The organism is Dictyobacter aurantiacus, from assembly GCF_003967515.1.
GTDB lineage: Bacteria > Chloroflexota > Ktedonobacteria > Ktedonobacterales > Ktedonobacteraceae > Dictyobacter > Dictyobacter aurantiacus.
The window spans coordinates 1,884,852-1,905,384 of the sequence record NZ_BIFQ01000001.1 but is presented as its reverse complement, the minus strand read 5'-3'; the positions used below and the strand labels follow the sequence as shown (position 1 = coordinate 1,905,384).

General features: G+C 53.2%; 14 protein-coding genes and 1 tRNA gene. 12 read left to right on the top strand and 3 right to left on the bottom strand.

The genetic code is table 11. The features are described 5' to 3' along the window. Window positions 1-9: 9 nt before the first annotated feature. From KTT_RS07580 to KTT_RS07570, 3 genes are all read left to right on the top strand, one after another. Window positions 10-363 (top strand): HNH endonuclease, encoded by a 354-nt coding sequence (locus KTT_RS07580; RefSeq protein ID WP_126595399.1) that lies wholly within the window; start codon window positions 10-12, stop codon window positions 361-363. Between the two features lie 191 nt (window positions 364-554). After that, complete coding sequence (locus tag KTT_RS07575) at window positions 555-746, top strand: helix-turn-helix domain-containing protein (RefSeq protein ID WP_126595398.1); 192 nt, start codon at window positions 555-557, stop codon at window positions 744-746. Between the two features lie 78 nt (window positions 747-824). Continuing rightward, window positions 825-1,976: a tyrosine-type recombinase/integrase gene (locus KTT_RS07570; RefSeq protein ID WP_126595397.1), complete on the top strand. Its 1,152-nt coding sequence runs from the start codon at window positions 825-827 to the stop codon at window positions 1,974-1,976. Between the two features lie 120 nt (window positions 1,977-2,096). On the opposite strand, the gene KTT_RS07565 is transcribed toward KTT_RS07570, so the two are convergent. Beyond that, window positions 2,097-2,170: transfer RNA gene (locus KTT_RS07565), tRNA-Pro, on the bottom strand. A 496-nt stretch (window positions 2,171-2,666) separates the two neighbouring features. Here KTT_RS07565 and pheS point away from each other — a divergent pair. The 5 genes from pheS (at window position 2,667) to KTT_RS07540 (ending at window position 13,461) form a co-directional block, all read left to right on the top strand. Continuing rightward, window positions 2,667-3,713 (top strand): phenylalanine--tRNA ligase subunit alpha, encoded by a 1,047-nt coding sequence (gene pheS / locus KTT_RS07560; RefSeq protein ID WP_126595396.1) that lies wholly within the window; start codon window positions 2,667-2,669, stop codon window positions 3,711-3,713. Window positions 3,714-3,776: 63 nt separating this feature from the next. Continuing rightward, window positions 3,777-6,311 (top strand): phenylalanine--tRNA ligase subunit beta, encoded by a 2,535-nt coding sequence (gene pheT / locus KTT_RS07555; protein ID WP_126595395.1) that lies wholly within the window; start codon window positions 3,777-3,779, stop codon window positions 6,309-6,311. Between the two features lie 499 nt (window positions 6,312-6,810). After that, window positions 6,811-10,251 carry a BACON domain-containing protein gene (locus tag KTT_RS07550; RefSeq protein WP_126595394.1) on the top strand — a complete coding sequence of 1,147 codons (3,441 nt, stop codon included), beginning with the start codon at window positions 6,811-6,813 and terminating at the stop codon, window positions 10,249-10,251. Between the two features lie 655 nt (window positions 10,252-10,906). Then, on the top strand, window positions 10,907-13,042 hold the full coding sequence (locus tag KTT_RS07545; RefSeq protein ID WP_126595393.1) for a BACON domain-containing protein: 2,136 nt from the start codon (window positions 10,907-10,909) through the stop codon (window positions 13,040-13,042). A gap of 113 nt (window positions 13,043-13,155) precedes the next feature. Next, entirely contained in the window at window positions 13,156-13,461 is a 306-nt protein-coding gene (locus tag KTT_RS07540) for a 2Fe-2S iron-sulfur cluster-binding protein (RefSeq protein ID WP_126595392.1), read from the top strand. A 127-nt stretch (window positions 13,462-13,588) separates the two neighbouring features. Here KTT_RS07540 and KTT_RS07535 read toward each other — a convergent pair whose 3' ends face one another. Then, on the bottom strand, window positions 13,589-14,479 hold the full coding sequence (locus tag KTT_RS07535; protein ID WP_126595391.1) for a hypothetical protein: 891 nt from the start codon (window positions 14,477-14,479) through the stop codon (window positions 13,589-13,591). A gap of 591 nt (window positions 14,480-15,070) precedes the next feature. On the opposite strand from KTT_RS07535, the gene KTT_RS07530 reads away from it, so the two are divergent. The 4 genes from KTT_RS07530 (at window position 15,071) to KTT_RS07515 (ending at window position 17,902) form a co-directional block, all read left to right on the top strand. Beyond that, entirely contained in the window at window positions 15,071-15,298 is a 228-nt protein-coding gene (locus KTT_RS07530) for a hypothetical protein (protein ID WP_126595390.1), read from the top strand. Window positions 15,299-15,303: 5 nt separating this feature from the next. Further along, window positions 15,304-16,188, top strand: a complete 885-nt coding sequence (locus KTT_RS07525; RefSeq protein ID WP_160145715.1) for an SDR family NAD(P)-dependent oxidoreductase — start codon at window positions 15,304-15,306, stop codon at window positions 16,186-16,188. 161 nt (window positions 16,189-16,349) lie between these two features. Further along, window positions 16,350-17,258, top strand: coding sequence for a proline dehydrogenase family protein (locus tag KTT_RS07520; protein ID WP_126595388.1), 909 nt, complete (start codon window positions 16,350-16,352; stop codon window positions 17,256-17,258). A 101-nt stretch (window positions 17,259-17,359) separates the two neighbouring features. After that, entirely contained in the window at window positions 17,360-17,902 is a 543-nt protein-coding gene (locus tag KTT_RS07515) for a gamma carbonic anhydrase family protein (RefSeq protein ID WP_126595387.1), read from the top strand. A gap of 403 nt (window positions 17,903-18,305) precedes the next feature. Here KTT_RS07515 and KTT_RS07510 read toward each other — a convergent pair whose 3' ends face one another. Beyond that, the gene (locus tag KTT_RS07510) at window positions 18,306-20,297 is read right to left on the bottom strand and encodes a copper resistance CopC/CopD family protein (protein WP_126595386.1); all 1,992 of its coding nucleotides are present in this window, start codon (window positions 20,295-20,297) and stop codon (window positions 18,306-18,308) included. Window positions 20,298-20,533: the final 236 nt, after the last annotated feature.

Genomic DNA, 20,533 nt, shown 5'->3' with positions numbered 1-20,533 from the left:
GGTGCTGCTATGCCTATGGATCTCAAACGCTATCCAGCTAATTGGAAGAAAGTCTCGCGCACCATTCGCCGGATCGCTGGTTGGCGTTGTGAATGGTGCGGTATCCCAAACGGCGCTCCTCTCCCCAGCGGCCGCCCTGGGAAGGTTATCTTGACGGTGGCGCATCTCGGAACCCCATATGCTGATGGGCGACCAGGTGACAAACACGATAAGCATGATGTGCGGCGCGAAAACCTTCGAGCTCTGTGTCAGGCGTGTCACCTGCGCTATGACCTGGCTGATCATATCGCCCATGCCAGAGCAACCCGCGCTCAGAGAAAGCATGAAAAGGCGCTGACATCTGGGCAATTAACCCTTTTCTAGCCCATTTTTATCCATTCAGAAGACCTCATTTCATATGAAGCCGCCTGTGGAGCGGTTCGCAGGTTTGCAGGTTTCCTGCAGGTTTGAAAAAAGGCAAACCTGCAACGTGAAGCCGCCTGTGGAGCGGCTCGCAGGTTTCGCAGGTTTGTTTTCCACCGGAGCGACAAAAAAAACATAGGAGTAAAGAGTCTATGCAACATACCCTACCACCCTTATTAATCACTGTAGAAGAGACTATGCAGCAACTGAGAATTGGAAGGTCAAAGCTGTATAGCTTGATTAAATCTGAGGGCCTTCCAGTGCATAAATTTGGTCGTCGGACACTGGTAGACCCTGAAGAGTTGCGGCCCTGGCTCCTCAATCGTCGGCAGCAAGGCAAGTAGCAGACTAAATAAACTTTTGATATGCCACCAGGCTCTATGATGGGCAGGTGGCTTTTTATTGCATAGGAGAATGATATTATGGCTAAAAAGCGTGCTAATGGAGAAGGTTCTATCTATCAACGCAAGTCAGATGGTAAATGGGTTGGTAGTATCTCGACTGATGACGGTAAGCGCAAGGTGTTTTATGGAAAAACGAAAGCTGAAGTTAGGGAGAAGCTGAACGAGGCCGTCTATGCTCAGCAGCGAGGTATGCTCTCAGTTGGACCAAATGTAGCTTTGCAAGAGTACCTGGAAAATTGGTTGGAGAATATTCATAAGCCCACGATACGCTTGAGCACCTACTTGAATTATCGTAAGCTACTGGACAACTATCTGTTACCAGGTCTGGGCAAAATTAAGTTGCAGAAGCTGACTCCTCAGCAGGTGCAGGCGTTCTACTCACAGAAGATCAATGAAGGACTCTCCCCTAAAACCGTGAATAATGTCCACGGTGTTCTGCATAAGGCCCTGGACAACGCTGTAAAGTGGAACATGCTTCCTCGCAACATATGCGATGCGGTGACCCCGCCGCGCATTCCGCGCAAAGAGTTAAACTACCTTACTTCTGACCAGGCTCGTATCCTCTTGAAGGAAGTAAAAGAACATCGCCTGGAAGCTCTGTTGACGCTGGCGATCACGACGGGTATGAGACGTGGTGAACTGTTGGCGCTGCGCTGGCAGGACATCAATTTTACGGATCGTAGCCTCCAGGTCAGGCGCGCCGTCAGCTACTTAAAAAACTATGGCTATGTTGAGTCTGAACCCAAGACAGCCAGAAGCCGAAGAACGATCATGCTCCCTGAGTTCGTGATAAGTATTCTACAGCAGCATCGTGAGCATCAACAGGAGCAGGAAGCACTGGCTGGTAAAGTTTGGGTCAGCAAGGGCCTGGTCTTTACTAATGCCTGGGGAGACTACTACAGCCCTAGCACCATGCTGAAAGTGTTTAAACGATTTCTTGAGAGCATCGATATGCCACATATGCGTTTTCATGATTTGAGGCACAGCGCTGCGACCATCCTGCTGGCCATGAAAGTTCACCCCAAGATCGTGCAAGAGATTTTAGGGCACAGTCAGATCACTACGACCATGGATATCTACTCTCATGCGATGCCGTCTCTACAGGATGATGCGACTGAACAATGGGAGGATAAATTCGGCAAGAAATCCAAGAAAAAAGGCAAAAAATAGCGCGTTGCTACATGGTTGCTACATTTTGGGGTAGTAAGCCATAATTCATAATAAACACAAGCGGGCATAAAACGAGGCCGGAAGCTCGTTTATCAAAAAGCTTCCGGCCTCGTTCGGTAGTCGGGGTGAGAGGATTTGAACCTCCGACCACTACAACCCCATTGTAGTGCGCTACCGGGCTGCGCTACACCCCGCTGTTCTTATCGGAACAGGCATCAGTATAGCAGAAAAAAAAAGCCAAGTCAAGCGCTTTTGGGGATTTTTTTGTATATTTCTTAAATCTGTACGCTAGACTTTTGTGGGTCGATCTGCTAATATATATTTCGGGAAAATTAGACTGCGTAGGCAGTGAAAAGCAATGATGGGGAGAGTAAGCGTCCAGGCGCGTTCAGGGAGAGAGGGCCACCGACTGTAAGCCCTTTTGCGTGCGAAGTCGCTGAAGTTCACCCTAGAGCTGGCTGTTGAACTCCTGGTAAAGTAGACAGCCCCGGCCGTCACCGTTAACCGACAAACCGAGTGGAATGCTGCGGCACCTTTCTCTGTCGTCCTGCCATCGATATATGGCGATCGGGGCGCCGGGTACATGGAATGTGTTCGCCATTCAATACGGGTGGTACCACGGAGCTTGCTATTGCCGACAACTTCGTCCCTGTTGACGAATGTCGGTTTTTTGATTTTTTGGGAGGTTGTATGATTGGACAACTCGAACAGTTGCTCGGACAACTTGATACGCTGCTGGCGCGGGCGATCGAGGAATTGGGGCCGATCAACACATCTGCTGACCTTGATGATTGGGATACACGCTACCTCGGACGCAATCGCGGCGAGCTGAAGAGCCTTTCTTCGGTGATGCCAAAGCTGTCGAAGGAGGAGCGCCCCGTTGTGGGTCAGAAGATCAATGAGGTAAAGAAGGAACTGGAGCGCCATCTAAAGGAGAAGCGTGAGGAACTGAAGCAGCGCGAGCTGATGCTGGCCCTGGAGCAGGAGCGCATCGATGTGACGCTGCCCGGTCGCGCGCTGCCCGCCGGGACCATGCATCCTATCTCGCGTACGATTCAAGAGGTGACTGATATCTTCGTACGCATGGGATTCAGTGTTCTGCAAGGTCTGGAGGTGGAGAATGATTATCATAACTTCCAGGCGTTGAATATTCCGACCGATCATCCGGCGCGCGATATGCAGGATACCTTTTGGATCGCTCCGGGTGAGGTTTTGCTGCGCACGCAGACCTCGCCGATGCAGATTCGGACGATGGAGCAGTATCAACCGCCCATTCGCGTGGTGGTACCCGGCAAGGTGTATCGCAATGAGGATATCGATGCGACCCACGAGGCGATGTTCCATCAGATCGAGGGCCTGCTCATCGATGAGGTATGTACGATGGCTGACTTGAAGGGTTGCCTGGAGCGTTTCGCCCATGAGATGTTCGGCCCCGAGCGTCGCCTGCGCTTCAGGGGAAGCTACTTCCCATTCACGGAACCCAGCGCTGAGGTGGATATTAGCTGTGGTCTGTGCAATGGCAAGGGTTGCCGCTCCTGCAAGTATAGCGGTTGGCTTGAGGTGCTGGGATCGGGCATGGTACATCCCAACGTTCTGCGTAACGTGGGCTATGATCCAAAGAAATATCGGGGCTTCGCTTTCGGCATGGGTGTCGAACGCATCGCGATGCTGAAGTATGGCATCGGAGAGATACGCCTCTTCTCCGGCAATGATCTGCGCTTCTTACGCCAGTTGTAGTAGCGGCGGTCGTGGAGCAAAAAAAGCAAGCATGAATGGCGATTTTAAGAAGGAGTAGACGCAATGAGAGTTCCTTTGAGCTGGCTCAAGGAGTATGTTGAGATTACGCAGTCGCCCGAAGAACTGGCCCATACGCTGACGATGGCTGGTCTGGAGGTTGAGGCGATCGAATATATCGGACAGACCTGGGGCGATAAGATTATCACGGCACAGATTGATCATCTGGAGAAGGTCGAGGGATCAGATCACCTCAATTATACGAAGATTAATACCGGTAGCAGTCAGATTAACGTGATCTGCGGCGCGCCCAATATTCGGTTGGGTGATAAGGTACCGTTGGCGCTGCCCGGCGCCCAGGTTGGTGATATCACGATTAGCGAGACGCGCAAGTTCGGTTATGTCTCTCAGGGGATGTTGTGTTCACCCCGCGAATTAGGTATGGGCAACGACCATTCGGGCATCTATATTCTGGACGCGGATACGCCGCTGGGGCAGCCGCTGGTGGATCTGCTGGGTGAGGTGGTGCTCGATTTTTCGATTAAGGCTCACCGGGGCGATGTTAATTCTATTATCGGGATCGCCCGTGAGGTGGCCGCGCTAACGAAGCGTCCGTTGCGCTTGCCGGAGCCTCGTTTCCAGGAACAGGGGACGGCAGCGACGGAGATGGTCAGGGTGACGGTTGAGGATAGCGAGCTTTGTCCGCGTTATACGGCACGCGTCGTGAGCAATGTGAAGGTTGGACCCTCTCCCAGCTGGATGGCGCGGCGCCTGCTGGCCGCTGGTCTGCGACCGATCAGCAATGTGGTGGATATTACCAACTATGTGCTGCTGGAATATGGTCAGCCACTGCATAGCTTTGACTATGATCTGGTCCCGGAGCATCACATTATCGTGCGTCATGCGCGACCCGGCGAAGAGCTGACTACTCTGGATGACATCAAACGCAAGCTGACGCCGGATATGCTGCTCATCACCGATCCTACGGGCCCGACGGCTATTGCTGGTGTGATGGGTGGCGCAGCTAGTGAGGTAAGCGATAAGACCACGAATGTGTTGTTGGAGTCCGCCAACTTCCATCCCGGCAATGTGCGCCGGACCTCGACGACGCTGGGATTGCGCACCGATGCCTCCAGCCATTTCGAGAAAGGATTGGACCCTGAGCTGACGTTATTGGGAGCGAATCGCGCCATGCAATTGCTGGCGGAACTGGCTGGTGGTAGCGTCCATCCAGGCGTGGTGGATATCTATCCGCATCCGGTGCAGCCCCGGACCATGCCATTCTCGACCGATGAGGTGGAGTGGTTAACCTCTATGCAGGTTACTCAGGATGAGGTTGTTGAGGCGTTAGGCGCTCTGGATTTCAGCGTGACGCCCGATGAGGATGGCAAGAGCATGCAGGTGACGGTTCCGACCTACCGTACTGATGTCACCCAGAGCGCTGACCTGGTGGAAGAGGTTATCCGCCTGATCGGCTACGAGCATATTCCCAGCACCATCCCCGATGGTCCTCTGCCAGAACAGACCATCGATCGCTGGTTCGAGCGTGAACAGGTGATCCGCAACCTGATGATCGGAGCTGGCCTGAATGAGATCGTGACCTATACCCTGACCAGCCGGACACGAATGATCAAATTGCTGGCTCAGGCCGACGCGGCATCCGCCAGCTTGCTCTTGCAGGCGCCCAATCGTTCGGCCGCCCAGGAGGAAGCGCGCATCGCCGCCTCTAATATCAACACGTCAGTGGCACCCTTCGATGCTCGCGCCTTGCCCGCGCTTACGGTCGTCAATCCGCTCAGCCCTGAGCTGGAGTCCTTGCGCCTGACACTGATGAGCAATCTCATGGAGACCATTCAGCAGAATAGTAAGCATAACAAAGATGGTCTACGCTTCTTTGAGGTCGGACGCCGCTATCTGCCCACAGATGGCACGTCGAGTCTGCCCGATGAGCGTCGTACGCTTGGCTTCGCCCTTTCGGGTCCCGCTGAGAACACCTGGCTGCCAGAATTATCGCGCCCGGCTGATTTCTACGATCTGAAGGGTGTTGCTGAAACACTGCTGGCGGGACTCAAGATCCGCCATTATCGCTTTGTGCCAACTCAGCATCCCACCTTCCATCCTGGTCGTTGCGCGCTGCTGGAACTGGCCTATACCATGGATAACGGGGACGAGGTTTTTCGTCCGGTAGGTGTGTTAGGTGAGGTTCATCCACTGGTTCAGCAGCGCTACGACCTGGCCCAGCGTGCGCATCTGGCTGAATTCGATCTGGAGGCGCTCTACGCGGCGGTGCCGACTCAGCTGACCTACCAGCCGATCTCACGACATCAGGCTCTGACACGTGACCTGGCGCTGGTGGTGGACCAGCATATCGCGGCTCAGGATATTAAGGCCGATATTATTCGTCATGGCGGTGAGCTGTTGCGTTCGGCCGATCTCTTCGATGTCTATACCGGTGATCCCATTCCTGCTGGCAAAAAGAACCTGACCTATACGCTGGTGTACCAGGCTCAGGATCGGACTTTGAAAGATAGCGAGGCGAACGAGTTGCAGGAGCGCATTATCCGTATGCTGCACGAGGACTTCGGCGCCGTCCTGCGTTAGCATTCATAATTAAAGGACATTTTTCCTGTGCGGTTGCAGTCTGTAACCGCACAGGAAAATTCTGATTTCTTCGCATGCCAGGGGAATCGAGGCTCAATATACCTATTTTTGCTGTTTTGGTGACAATTGCTGATTTGCAACGTTTAATCAATGTGAGTTATCTTATTTATGAGCCAAGGTGTGGGGAGTGAAGTAGTAATGTGGGATGAGTTGGATTTTTTTTGTCAATAGTAGAGTGGAAAATTGGCATATATGGGTATGGGATTTTATATTTATCACCAGAAGAGCTAAGAGCATGAATCATTGTTTACGTTGTAATCAGCCATGTAGCACTTCAGCCATCCTGTGCGATCAGTGCCGTTTGGAGCTCAAAGGCCATGGGAAGCAGGAGTACCTGGAAGCGGCAGTCGAAGGAATAAGAGCAGATCATTTTGCTCCTTCTTCTTTTGAACCAACTGCTGAACCTGACCTGACTATGCTGAAACACAATGAGGGGTCAATGGCGCTTACCCCACTGGTTGCTTCTCCATCTACCCCGGGTCAGGGGGAGAATCCCTTTTATTTTGAGCCTGCATATGACGAACAGCATGAACATTATGACTATGATATGGAGCCTGTCCGAACAACCGAGCCGTTTATGCCAGATGCGGAAATCGTACCTGAGAATGTATTGTCTCCATCTTCTCTGTCTACCGTGCCAGTGGATGCGTTTTATCCCGAACCCGATACGCACATTTCTGATGAGCAGACTCGATCGGCGCCTGATGGCTATCAAGCCACAGCGGATCATTCTTTTCATATGCTCAATAACGCTGCCAGGATGATCGCTGAGGTAGAGGGAGAATCCTCGCCTGGGGCTCGATTACCACGGCCATCGCGTCTGTCACCATTGCGTGATATTTCGGCGGACATTCGTCGCGAAAGCACCCCCTTACCAGCCACTGCTTATAGTACAGAGCACATGCACAATGCATCTCATGAACGGATACTAGAGGACCTGGATAAGCGCATGCCCGATCTCTGGCCCTGGCTACATACAGCGGAAATCGATGAAGCGAAGGACGAATGGATTGACCATGACGATCCGCTGCTTTCGCGCCGCTTCCCAGAAGTGTCCGCTAAAACACGTATCACGAGTAGCGATATACGTGAGGCCTTTATTTATCAGACGCGATTGCTCTGGCAAAATATGCGCAGGGCACCGCGCAAGTGGCTGCGTCTCGCCTTTATTATTATGTGCGCGATTGCGATTATTGCCCTGGGCATCGACGCGGTGCTGGTAACGTTTTTAGAACATGGGGCAACCGCTTTTTCGAATTTGCCACCCACCATGACGCTTTCGACGCGTTTTGCCAATCAAGGTGATCTTGTCACGATTCACCTTAAAGATTTTGCGCCCGCTTCATCGATTGTTCTTTCTCACGATATTCAGGAGCGTGTCAAGCTGATCAATGAAGGAAATATTATCCATACTGACGCCCAGGGATCAAAAGACGTTACCATGCGGATCGATAGTAGTTGGGAGACTGGTTCACATACAATTGAAGCTGAAGATATCAGGACACGTTATACCGCCAGCGCGGTATTATCCATCGGGGTGGGCCCGACTCGTCCTGCCCATCTGCAACTGGAAAGTACAAACATTGACCTGGGTTCCGCCTGGCAAGGCGCCAATACATTACACACCATACGCCTGGACAATGCTGGTGGTGGCAGTATCAATTGGGCTGCCAGCAGCAGCACCAGCTGGCTGATGTTTACTCCTGACCATGGTATATTCAGTGATCACCAGGACGTGCAGATCGCCGTTGATCGTACCAAGCTGAATCCTGGCTCGTATGATGGAAAAATTACCCTGTCATCCAATGTAAGCGATCCACAAGATATCACAGTCCACATGGAGGTGATGGCTATCCCTGCTAACGCGGGTGCTGTGCTTGATGTCTCCCCGGCAGTGATGTCGTTTACCGCCGTTGATGGTATGGCAGATCCCGTGACTCAGGCATTGATCATCTCAAATCCAGGCAAGAAGCCATTGCGCTGGTCCGTCCATAACCAGCCCTCAAATATGCAGGCGGATACTAATTCTTATGTCAGTAATTTAGTTGGATTTACCACCCCCTGGCTAACCACCAGTGCCACGGCCGGTACCATTCCTCCTGGAGGAAGTGCATCGATCAATGTAAATGTTCGTAGCCGGTCATTGTTGCCAGGTACCTATTCGGCACAGCTACAATTTCAGGATCCTCAGGCTTTGAATAGTCCTCAATCCGTGGGTGTGTCGCTGACGGTACAGCCGCGTTGTAGCCTGTTGCTTAGTACTGGTAACCTGCTGTTTACCACCGTAGCCGGTCAAAGCAGCACCACGAATAGCCAGGTGTTAAATCTGGTCGGCAATGCCAATTGTGGAGGGAACATTAACTGGAGCGTTTCATCATCGGTACACTGGCTGACGATTACTCCCAGCCAGGGAAATCTGATGAATGCTGCCACAGCATCTACCACGATTACCGCCAATACCAGTGGTATGCCGGCGGGTACCTATAATGGGGTGCTCACGATTTCAATGGCGCAAAGCACGCAGACGGTGTCGGTACAATTGATTATACAGCCACCACCTCCCCCTTCGGCGCCAATTATGGGAGTCTCGCCGTTGAACCTCAACTTCAGCGTGACCAGTGGCCAGGATAATCCACCCGCTCAGAGTATCGCTGTCGCTAATACGGGGGGGAGTCCATTGACGCTGGCTGTAGCGCCGACGCCGTTGGCGAAATGGTTGAGTGTTGTGCAAGGTCCAGGTATTATCCCTGCCGGCCAGACGGGTAGTTTGATGGTCAATGTTGATGCCAAAAACCTTACCCCTGGTAGTTATAGCGGGCAGATCGCGCTCAGTGGGGTGGATGCCAACGGCAATCCCGCCAGTGGGAGCCCTCAGACCATTATGGTGACGTTTACGGTTTTTGAGCCCTGTTCCCTGACCTTCCCCTCTGCTACCTCGCTGGCTTTTAATGCGGTTCAGGGTGGCGTTGATCCTCCAGCACAACAAGTGACGTTTACCGCTTCGGGTAATTGTAGCTGGCCGTTAAAGTGGATGATTAATCAGGGGGCATCAGCGTCGTGGCTCAAGCTCTCGCCTGTCAATGGACAGTTTACGAGCAGTGCCCAATCGGCAACTGTGCTTGTTAACCCCAGTGACGCGGGCTTGCTAGCCGGGGACTACAATACATCGGCCAATATCGTTGTAACCGATAGCACGGGGAGTAAGGTTCCTGGCAGCCCTCAAAAGCTGTCCGTGGCGATGTCGGTCCAACAGCCCTGTACGTTTCAGTCTTCGTCGCCGGGACTTACCTTTTCAGCGCTTCAGGGCCAGACGGCCAGCCAGCAAAGTATCCCTTTGAGCCTATCTGGCTCATGTGTCTTGCCGGTATCCTGGACCGCTGCGTCCGATAGTAGCTGGTTGGTACTAAATTCTGCCACCGGGTCCGACAACGGGCAGGGGAGTTCACTGGGCGTGAGCGTCGATGCGACCGGTCTGAATGTGGGTACTTATAATGGGGTGGTTACAGTGACGCCCAGCGGTAGTGATGGAGCTTCGGTAGATGGCAGACCGCAGATACCCGTGACGTTGACTGTCACAGGGGCTACGGTCAGCGTCACCGTTAATTCGTGCGCGAGCGTTAGCTGTCCAGTACCAACACCGCTTGCGGGCGCGCTGGTCTCTCTTTCCGATTCGAGCGGCAAAGTGATCGCCAGCCAGACGACCGATGTTAATGGTGTGGCCACCTTTAACAATGTTCCAGCGGGTACCTATACGGCCGTTGCCAATGGCACAGATGTCGCTCAGGTGGTTTATTCAGGCAGCAGTCCGGTCTCGGTAGTTGGAAACGTGGTGACCATGCAGATCAATGCTATTGCCATCTCTCCCACGCCCTCACCGTGAAGTGGGACAATTCACCTGTCAAGCATCACCAGCCGAAGGAGGGGGCACGTGAGTGCCCGCGCACAGGCGTCCGCATGCGCGGCCGCACTGTTTTGTATTGTGGATGCAACAGGGGCGCATTCGCGCCCCTGTTGCATCCACAATACAATGGATTGCCGAGCACAGCAGGTGCGAAAGCTGAGGTTTGCTCCCGGTGATAATCATGGGAATCTGACTCATGCTATGAGCGTGTCTGACTCTCATGATGATGGCTTGCGGCCTGCATGGGTTTTCGTACTTACGGTGCTCAACAGCCCATTGTGTGTTGGTACAACAGGGGCGCGAATGCGCCCCTGTTGTACCAACACACAAAACTGATGCGGCCGCGCATGCGGACGCCTGTGCGCGGGCGCTTACGTGCCCCTATACGACTAGAATCTGACCCATGCTATGTGTACGTGTTATATCTGCGCATCTAAATTTAATGACGTAAAACGTACTTATAGTAAGGGCTAATTGCTATAAAGCGGGCATTTGGGATTATAGTTGTCCGTACGTCTGTTATTGTATATAGAGCTGGATCGAACCAACGCGATCCGGGTTGTTTCTTCTTTCTCAGCGTAGCACTAGCGGTGTGTCGTTGCGCGCATAAGCAGAGCCATAAAAAGGGTGGATTATGGATACCAAACGTTGTATGTATTGCCAGGCTTTACAACGTGCCGATGCTCAAATATGTAGCCGTTGCGGGCATGTATTATCTCCGGAATCGACGCGTGAGGCGCGCCAGGATTCACGGCCGATTGCTGCTTCACATCGCGCCGGGCATACCTTTGGGCTACATCCTGAAGACCAGCCCTATCAATCCAACATGATGATCGCGCAACGTTCCCCGGCCGATGAAAAGGAGCCGTTGTATCGGGGGAAGCAAAATCCCGAATATATTGTTTTCCCTTCAACGCAGGAGGCGCCAGCCCTGAAGGCACGGCGGACTGCGCGGCTGCGACAGATGACCGCCTCCGCGCAGCCTCCCATTGAGCCGAAGACGGTGCGCTGGCCTCGACCAGCCCGGCGCCAGAACTGGTTTTCGCGCCGCACCATTTCATCTCTTCTGACCATTTCGTGTATCTTTTTACTGCTGGCGACCAGTATTATCGCGTTTGCTTTGATTGGTCGACACAATAGTATCGCTACCCCGGTGATTCAAGCGATGCCTGATACGCTGCGTGCCAATGACACCTTTACCCTATCGGGCAGAGGGTTCGCGATGCATGACCAGATCACATTTTTTCATGATGCCCATCTCGCTCTCATAAATGAAAATGGACAGCCAATGGCCGTTCATACCGATGCGCTGGGCGCTTTTTCATTGCAGGCGCAGGTTCCAGCGGACTGGCAGGCCGGAGATCATCAGTTGAACGCCGTGGATAGTACCCGTGGGGTGGAGGCGGTGACGAATATTCAGATCAAGGCGCCCTCGGCCCAGCCGTCTGCCCTCCAGATCTCACAGTCTGAGTGCCGTTTTCCCGCCGCGGCTCCGGGCATCGTCTCCAGCCAATCGATCATTTTATCTAATAGCGGTGGTGGCCAGATCTCCTGGAGCGTGAACAGCGATCAGCCCTGGCTCAGCACCACGCCGAGCAGCGGAACCTTTTCTGGCAGTCAGAGCGTTCGTGTGACGGTCAATCGAGGAGGACTTACCCCTCAGCCATATAGCGGACACCTGACCTTCAGTCAGAAAGATGCTGCTAGCGCGACCGTGACCATGAACGTCTCCATGGAGGTGACTCCGGCACCGGCCGTCCTGACCCTGTCTACCACGCAACTGAACTATTCTGCCAGCAATAGCCAGGATCCAGCTGATCAGCTTATTACCCTGCACAACAGCGGTCAGAAAGCGGCCAGCTGGTCGAGCACAGCCTCCACCGGAGACAATGGCAACTGGCTAAGCCTTGTCCCGGATCATGATGAACTGGCGCCCGGAGCCAGCGAGACGCTGGTAGTGAGCGCCCACTCCTACCATCTGGCCGTCGGTACCTATCAGGGTAGCATTCAGTTCTCTGGTGGGACAAACGCCCAGGTGGGTGTCTCCATGAGTGTTGTGAACGCCGGAAACCTGGTTGCCTCGCCTCCTACGCTTAACTTTACCGCCCAGGCGGGCCAGTCTGCGGCCGATCAGACGGTGACGCTACAGAACAGTGGTGGGTTTGCCCTGGACTGGACAAATCGTGTAGAGACGGTTGACCAGGGGAACTGGCTTCAGGTTTCGCCCGCCAGTGGTTCTCTGGTGGGAGGCGAACAAATTTCGGTGACGGTAAGCGCCTCAGCTAAAACGTTGCGGCCAGGATCGTATCAGGGAACAATCACCTTTACCTCGTCCAGTGGTAATGTTCGGCAACTGGCTGTGGCTTTGCTGGTTACAGCTCCCCCGACGCCGGCGATCAAGGTGCAGCCTGCCAGCCTGAGCTTTACTGCCGTAGATGGTCAGGATACGCCCGCGCAGACGATTACCGTCCAGAATACTGGCAATGTTGATTTGCAATGCTCCGTGGGAGTGGATGGGATCGATAAAGGACTGCTCACCATAAATCCTGCCCAGGGCACCATCAAGGCGGGTGAGAGCATGACGCTCACCGTTGCCCTGCATACCCCGCAGGGGGGACTCAAAACCTCCGCTGCGGCTATCCAGATCAGTGCCACCGCGCCGGGTGTTGCCGCCGTTCATCAGATAGTTCAGGTGACCATCAATCATAGCAGTCCCACACCAACCCCGACCGCAACGCCTCCTACAGCTACGGCTACGACGGCCAGATGAGCCCTGTTGCGCGTTTCATTGACGCTCCTTATCTTCTGTGCTATAGTCTGACAAGGCGTAATCAAGCTATGCTATATTCATCAAAAAGCTATTATTTTGCGGAGGATTGAGTCGTGCCAACCATTACATATGTACGTGAGAATGTACGGGTGGAAGTCCCCGAAGGAGATACTGTCCGTTATCCAGCGTTAGAAAACGACGTTCCCATATACTGCGGTCTCTACAAGTTCGCCAATTGCCATGGCAATGGTTTCTGTGGTACCGATCGTGTTGCCGTCTCCCCTTCTTCTAATGCCAATGAGCTCTCTTTCATGGAGAAGTTCTGGTTGCGCAACGACCTGAAGAAAAATCCTAACATGCGTCTGGCCTGTCAGGTAAGGGCTTATGGTGACTTAGAAGTAGAGACACAGTGCAAATAAGGCCATATTTTAATAGCTGAAGCATATCTCCTATGCTGCTATGCTGAGAGGGGTACCTCGGGCGCGATGGTCGCGCCCGAGGTACCCCTCTCAGCATAATAAGGTGGGCGCGCAGGCCTATCTGTATTTACCTGACCACGAAGTAGCGCCGCTGGGCAAATTGATTATTCCAGTATAGCTCTACATAGCCCGAGAGGCGATTGTCAAACCGCATGCTCATCTGGACATTGGACACCTGAATCGGGTCGTACTTGAATGTGTTTGGTGTTGTTTGTGGTTGATAAAATATACCGTTGGTATACCATTTGGCTGTCACCTTGCCCTGCTGCCCCTTGGGAGGCTCCACGCTAAAGGTGAGATAAAAGGTCTGCCCGGGCTGAAATATGTTCTCCGATTGGATAGGCAGATTGTTTTTATCAATGTGTGTTGCCAGCGAGACGGCTGGGATGACGTTCATCGCCGGGCCGCTGTCTTTAGCTGTGAGTTGTGGTGGATCAGGGATGGTTGTATTGCCTGTCGTGACATTGGGAACGCTTGCCTTACCGGTGTATAAGTTAACCATTCTGTCCCAGGTGCCGCTGGCCTTGGCGTAATAGCCCGCGCCCGTACATAATAAGAGCGACACAATCAGCACGCTTAAAAAGCCGCTAACGACACGATAGCGGGAGACGATGGGGCGTGGTTTGGTGTACATGGGTGGGACATGGACCACATCAGGATTAATCGGTTCAGCCGGCAAGAGGTGTTCAACCGCCTGCTGTGGCACCAGCTGCAGCGAGATGGTTGGCTGGCGCCCCTCTGGCTGTAGTTCCATTCCCCCCTGATAGGGGACGGGCAGCATGGCTTGCTGCTGATCCTGTTGAAAGGATGGGCTCTGCTCGGCTGGTTGCGCGCCCAACTGACCGGAAGGTTGCTGCCACGATGGCATTGGATTCAGTGGTTCAGATGGCCGCTGCCATGATGGCATCGCGTTTGAGCCAGTCTGCCAGGAAGGTGCTGATGCATTATTAAAAGACATTTGAGGAACCTGCGATTGCTCCCATTGTCCCCCGGATGCCATGTTGCTTTGCGCGCCAGGGCCACCCCAGGATAATGCACCGGAAGCTCCAGGACCGCCCCAGGATGCAGCCCCAGGATTCCCTGCGCCCCAGCCTGCGTTTTGTGAATTGTCCAGCAGTGGAGATGGAGCCCCGCAATTAGGACATGGCGCCTCATTCGCTGCCCGTGCTGTTTTACAAAAGGTACAGAACATTTCCTCGCCTACCTTATATATTTCTGACAAATGCGCTTATGTCTACTATTATCAACACAATTTAATACTACATCACAGTAACATTGAACTCCCTGTTCGATCAAGTTTTGCGGCTTCCTTTAGGGCAAAATGGCTATATATAATCCGCATATCTCCATTTTGTTTCATGGTATACCACAAAATGACCTGGCGAAGATCCTTCACTTGCACGTATTCTTTGCCAGGTGTTACCATGGTTCCATAGCAGGCGTTTGTCCAGTGTAATTTACTATACAGCCCTCACGCCGCTTCAGTACGTATGTCAATGCGTCTGAAGGCTGCCGATGTGTATAGTTGGAAGGGTGTGTCTTTCATTCTATGGCTGAGACGCAGGAACAATGGTATAACAGGCAAGCGATCGAACAGTTAGCTCAGCATATCCCTTTTGAGCGTGACGTAGCCTGTAAAGCGGAGTTGATCGAGATGTTGCGTGGCCTGGTAATTCGGCATGGGCGAGAGATAGATCCGCTCTTGTTTGGCTTTGAGGCACGTAACGAGCTTGTACGCCTGGGGCTATGGAGTCGTATCGGACAAGGAGACGGTTAACAGATATGGCAAGAAAGACCATTCTCATTACTGGTTGTTCCAGTGGTTTTGGGCGTTGCACGGCCCTGGATCTCGCGTGTCGCGGCTGGCATGTTTTGGCGACCGTGCGAAAAGAGGCGGATAGCGCCAGTCTGTTGGAGGAGGCGGAGAGAAAGCATTGCGACTACAACATTACGCCCCTGCTCTGTGATATTACTCAGGCAGAGCAGGTGGAAAAGTTGCGCGACGAGGTGAAGGTTATCTTACAGGCCGAACAGCCGGCGGCTCGCGGCGAGGCACCTCACCTGGATGCCCTGTTGAACAATGCCGGCACCGCCTATGGTGGTCCCATTGAGCTTATGCCCCTGGAAGATATCCGTGCCCAGTTTGAGATCAATGTATTCGCGCATGTCGGTGTGACACAACTATTTCTGCCCCTACTCAAGGCCGCCAGGGGCAAGATCATATTTGTCAGCAGCATCTCCGGTCGCATCTCGGTCCCGGTCACGGGCGTCTATTCCGCCAGCAAGTATGCGCTGGAGGGATTGTGCGATGCTCTACGGCTGGAATTAGCCCCCTTTGGCGTGCGCGTCAGCCTGATTGAGCCGGCCTCAAGCCCTACCAGCATCTGGATGACCAGCCTGCAACGTTCGTTCGAGCGTCTCGGTGACGCCAGAGATTCGAGCCCCTATGCCCGTTTGCTAACGATGGCCGAGAAGTCTGCTACCCAATCCAGCCAGAGCGGCTTCCCAATACAGAAGTTCTCCGACACAGTTGTGCGCATCCTCGACAGTTCCCATCCGCGCGCGCGCTACAGTGTCCCCTTTAACGCCGCGTTACTCATGCTCCTGCGCCGCTTCTTGCCTGATGTGGTGTGGGATCGCCTGATCCGTTTAGCCATGCGTTGGTAAGCTCGTACTGTCTTTCATCACATCTGGCAAACACCCCGCTTCCTTGTGCTATGATAGGTAGAGCAAATAAATTTTGCAGCTGGTGACAGGAATGATTTTTGCGGTCTAGCCAACCGCTCATCATTCATTCTTTGCTTCTCCTCGCTGAAAGGATGTCAAAGATGCTCAAAGATACCTTACTCTACCTCGCTCAGAATCCACGCTTACGCGACTTTGTTGTGCAGAATAAGCTCACCCGCAATGTTTCGCGTCGCTTTGTCGCAGGCGAAGTATTAGAGGATGCTTTACGCGCGACACGCGCCCTTAATGATCGTGGAATTCAAGTAGCGCTGGATCTGTTAGGTGAAAACGTGGCCATCAAAGAAGAGGCCGCGGAAGCGATGCGAGATTACGTGAATGCCATTGAACTGATTGCCAGGACCCAGATCGATGCGAATATCTCTATCAAGCTAACGGCACTGGGACTGGACATCTCTCCCCAATTGTGTGAGGAGTATCTCAACACCATTTTAGAGAGTGGTCGCGAGCACAACGTTTTTGTGTGCATTGATATGGAAGGTTCGGCATATACAGAGCAGACAGTCGCTCTGGCCAGCCGGGCTCGCGAGCGCTATGAACTGGTCGGCACGGTCATTCAATCCTATCTCTATCGCAGCCATGACGATATCATAAAACTGGTCGATCAGGGTACACGGATACGCCTGGTCAAAGGGGCCTATCAAGAGTCACAAAGCGTGGCCTATCAAGAGAAGGCCGATGTCGACCGCAATTACGTAGAACTGATGCATATTCTGCTGGCGCGTGGCAATTTTCCCGCCATCGCCTCGCACGACGAGGCCATCATTGATGATGCCTGTCGCTTCGTGCGCGATCACGGCATCAGCAAATCTTCCTTTGAATTTCAGATGTTATACGGTATCCGCCGTGACCTCCAGGATAAATTAGTCAAGCAGGGATACAATGTGCGCGTCTACGTCCCCTATGGTTCGCATTGGTATCCCTATCTCATGCGTCGTATGGCCGAACGTCCCGCGAACTTGATGTTTGTCGTAACAAACGCCTTGCGTTAAAGACACCGTTTTTTGAGAGGAAGTGCAGAACCGGTGCTCCGCACCGGTTCTGCACTTCCTCTCAAAAAACATAAGAAATGATCGATGAGGAGAAACTGACTATGCCTGTTTTGCCCTATCGTGGAGTCTGGCCGAAGATTGGAAAAGACGTTTTTATCGCTCCAGGCGCTATGGTGATTGGCAATGTGGTGCTCGAAGAGGGTGTCAGCATCTGGTATAATGCGGTCTTGCGTGGTGATAGCGACCGGATCGTGGTTGGCCGCCATAGCAATATTCAGGATAACTGTACGCTGCATGTAGACGCGGGCGCCCCGCTGGAGATCGGTGAAGAGTGCACCATCGGCCATAACGCGGTGGTGCACGGCGCTACACTGGGAGCGCGTGTGCTGGTTGGTATGCAAGCTGTGGTACTATCGCATGCGCGCATTGATAATGAGACGGTTATCGGGGCCAGTGCCCTGGTCAGCGAGGGGAAGCATATCCCTGAGCGCGTTCTGGCGCTGGGCACACCCGCGCGCGTTGTACGCAGCCTGAATGAAAATGAGATTACCGCCCTGTCTCTGAGTGCCCGTCATTATGCCGAGCTAGCTCAAGAATATCGCACTGAAGATGCGGCTGGCGGCACGCCTCCACCTTCCTCCTGAGCTCATAACATCGCCTCCGGCGGAGCGTCAGACTTTTTTCTCTTGCTGGCAAGCGTGAGCGCCTCCGCACAGGCGTCCGCATCCGCGGCCGCAGTGGTTTTTAGATAGTGCAACAGGGGCGCATCCGCGCCCCTGTTGCACTATTAATGAATGGGGATGATGAGCGCCGTTGGCGCGGATGCCCAGGCATCCGTCTACGTGACCGCAGTGGTTTTCGTGGTGGTGCATCGGCGGCGCTGATGTGCCCTGTTGCACTATCAATGAATAGGGGTGATGAGCGCCGTTGGCGCGGGAGCTCAGGCATCCGTCTACGTGACCGCAGTGGTTTTCGTGGTGGTGCGTCGGCGGCGCCGACGCACCACCACGAAAATAAAGAATGGGGACGCATGCGTTCCCCACCCCGCTAGGCCGTCAGGGTAATTTTAAAGGTATCGGTCAGATTTTTCTGACCTGTCCTTTGAATCTCTACTTTAATATTCCATAGGCCTGCCATGCTGAATGCGGCGCGCTTATCGAAGGTGGCTATATAGACCGGATTCCCCTGTTGCAGGCTGGCGTGGGCCTCGCCCATATCCATGAGCTGCATATTGGTGGTCAGATTGACCTGGGCATTGGTGACGGGCTTGCCTCTGTTATCGGTAATCAGCACGATCACGGTATGCTCGTAGCCTATGCGCCCCGGAAGAACCTGTAAGGTGACTGTCAGATCTCCCATCTGGCGCGTTTGTGCATTGATGGTGGTGTTTCCCTGTGTGAGACCCGGGTTATTATACTTCACATCGGGAAAATCGATCGGTGGCGCAAAAAACGATTTGAGCGCAAAGCACAGCAAGATGATCGCTCCACAGAAGGTTATTGTCTTCGCGGATAGCTTGAGGAGGCGCTGCGTTCCGCTGATCTCAGACTGACGTGTACGTCTGGCGGGCAGATCCGCTTTAACGACTGGCAGCAACAGGGCCTGGTGGGTCAGTTTCGGTCGAATGATATAGAGCGCATAGATACTCAGGAGCACGGCGAACAGGGTTAGTAGAATCTGGACCAGTAGTGTGCGTCCAAATGGATCAGTGATCAATTGCTGCGCATCTTGAATGCTGGCCTCACTTAAGAAGAGCCCGCTGACCAGTTGAATAGCCATGCCCGCGATTAAGAGCGGCGTCAGACGGCGCAGGAGAAAGGTCAGAGTTTCGGTGTTGTATTCTAATTCAGCCCCGCTGAGCAGCGGCAGAAGTACATAGGCCAGATAGGCAAAGCCTCCTATCCATATGCCTTGTGAGAACCAGTGCAGCCAGTCAAAAACGATGGCGCTCACGAATGGGTTGAGGACCTGAACAATCGAGCTGGTAAGCACAAACGTCAGGGCAATCAGGCCGGCCAGGGTCAGCCAGATCGCGGTTTGACGCCGTGGTGGTATCGCCGGTTCGACTGTTCGTTTCTCAACCGCCTCCTGAGTCTTACTCGGGCTGACCGCTACGGCATCCTGTGTTGAAAGGCGCTCAAAATTGGTGATTGGCTCCGGTTCAGGTTCCGGCTCAATGGCGGGTGTCGGTTGACGGCGATGGCTGACGTAGAGAAAGACCATGGCAATCATGATGAGAAGGATACGCAGGATCCAGATGAAGCCATACGTGGTATCAGGAATAATGTTGACGAGTAGCGGTATATTCAGTGCAGGGAGTGTCTGAGCCAGGCGCACCATGCGTAGAATCAGCTCGATAATCTCACCACAGAGTAGCGCCAGGAGACATATCCATTCAAGCGCGTAACTGTGCTTGCGGGCATGGGTCAGGATGCTGAATGTACGCTTATCTGTCAGGATGAACTGCTCGACGACAAGCAGGCCGATCCAGAATGTCAGCGCAGCAGTGGTTATCCATTCCCAGACGATAGATAGAATGGCGGTGGTGTCTAATTTGTGGATGCCTTCCAGGTTATTGCTACTGGTTGGGCCAAGTACAGTGGTTCCATCTACGCCGGTACCTGAAAATCCAACATCAAAACCAATGATGCCATACGTTGTATTGCCGTCGTTATTGGCTACCGCTGTCCACATTACCTCATAGCTACCCTCAGGCTGGGTATCGGGCGTCTTAATCGATGTGATTAGCTCTTGCGAATTGGAGGCTGGTACGCGACTGGCACCTGCGCTGACCTCTACCAGATCTCCATGTTGAATCGAGTAGATGCGAGCATTGCTGATCGAGCTGATCGGAGCATTGAAAAAGATATGTACCTCACTCGGTACCTTACCAACGGTTGATCCATCAACCGGGTCTGAACCAATAACATATGCATGAGCCTGCGCTATGGGAGGCGGTATGACCAGCATGCTGCCGAAATAAGCCAGAAAACTCAAGAGTAATGCTATTGGTATAAAAAGCCATTGTCTTTGTTGCATATGCTCTCTTTATAGATAGATTCGACCTTTACGACCGATGTCTCTTGCCGTGATCGTGTACAGAAATTGCGCGTGTGTATAAAGCACTTTGCCGTTGTGCTACAACGTATCATAGGTTGTTTATGATTGTACACCAGCTATATCAAGCTCGCAAGCAGCGAACGCTATTTTTACTGCTGTGTATATATGTGAGGCTTATCCACGTGATACAGAGTATCCCATGTAAGGTCCTGGCG

Excerpts from the sequence above, each read along its gene's own strand:
- KTT_RS07580 (WP_126595399.1), top strand. The coding sequence starts at position 10 with ATGCCTATGGATCTCAAACGCTATCCAGCTAATTGGAAGAAAGTCTCG.
- KTT_RS07525 (WP_160145715.1), top strand. The coding sequence starts at position 15,304 with ATGGCAAGAAAGACCATTCTCATTACTGGTTGTTCCAGTGGTTTTGGG.
- KTT_RS07515 (WP_126595387.1), top strand. The coding sequence starts at position 17,360 with ATGCCTGTTTTGCCCTATCGTGGAGTCTGGCCGAAGATTGGAAAAGAC.
- pheS (WP_126595396.1), top strand. The coding sequence starts at position 2,667 with ATGATTGGACAACTCGAACAGTTGCTCGGACAACTTGATACGCTGCTG.
- KTT_RS07570 (WP_126595397.1), top strand. The coding sequence starts at position 825 with ATGGCTAAAAAGCGTGCTAATGGAGAAGGTTCTATCTATCAACGCAAG.
- KTT_RS07520 (WP_126595388.1), top strand. The coding sequence starts at position 16,350 with ATGCTCAAAGATACCTTACTCTACCTCGCTCAGAATCCACGCTTACGC.
- KTT_RS07550 (WP_126595394.1), top strand. The coding sequence starts at position 6,811 with ATGGCGCTTACCCCACTGGTTGCTTCTCCATCTACCCCGGGTCAGGGG.
- KTT_RS07510 (WP_126595386.1), bottom strand. The coding sequence starts at position 20,297 with ATGCAACAAAGACAATGGCTTTTTATACCAATAGCATTACTCTTGAGT.
- KTT_RS07530 (WP_126595390.1), top strand. The coding sequence starts at position 15,071 with ATGGCTGAGACGCAGGAACAATGGTATAACAGGCAAGCGATCGAACAG.
- pheT (WP_126595395.1), top strand. The coding sequence starts at position 3,777 with ATGAGAGTTCCTTTGAGCTGGCTCAAGGAGTATGTTGAGATTACGCAG.
- KTT_RS07535 (WP_126595391.1), bottom strand. The coding sequence starts at position 14,479 with ATGTCTTTTAATAATGCATCAGCACCTTCCTGGCAGACTGGCTCAAAC.
- KTT_RS07545 (WP_126595393.1), top strand. The coding sequence starts at position 10,907 with ATGGATACCAAACGTTGTATGTATTGCCAGGCTTTACAACGTGCCGAT.
- KTT_RS07575 (WP_126595398.1), top strand. The coding sequence starts at position 555 with ATGCAACATACCCTACCACCCTTATTAATCACTGTAGAAGAGACTATG.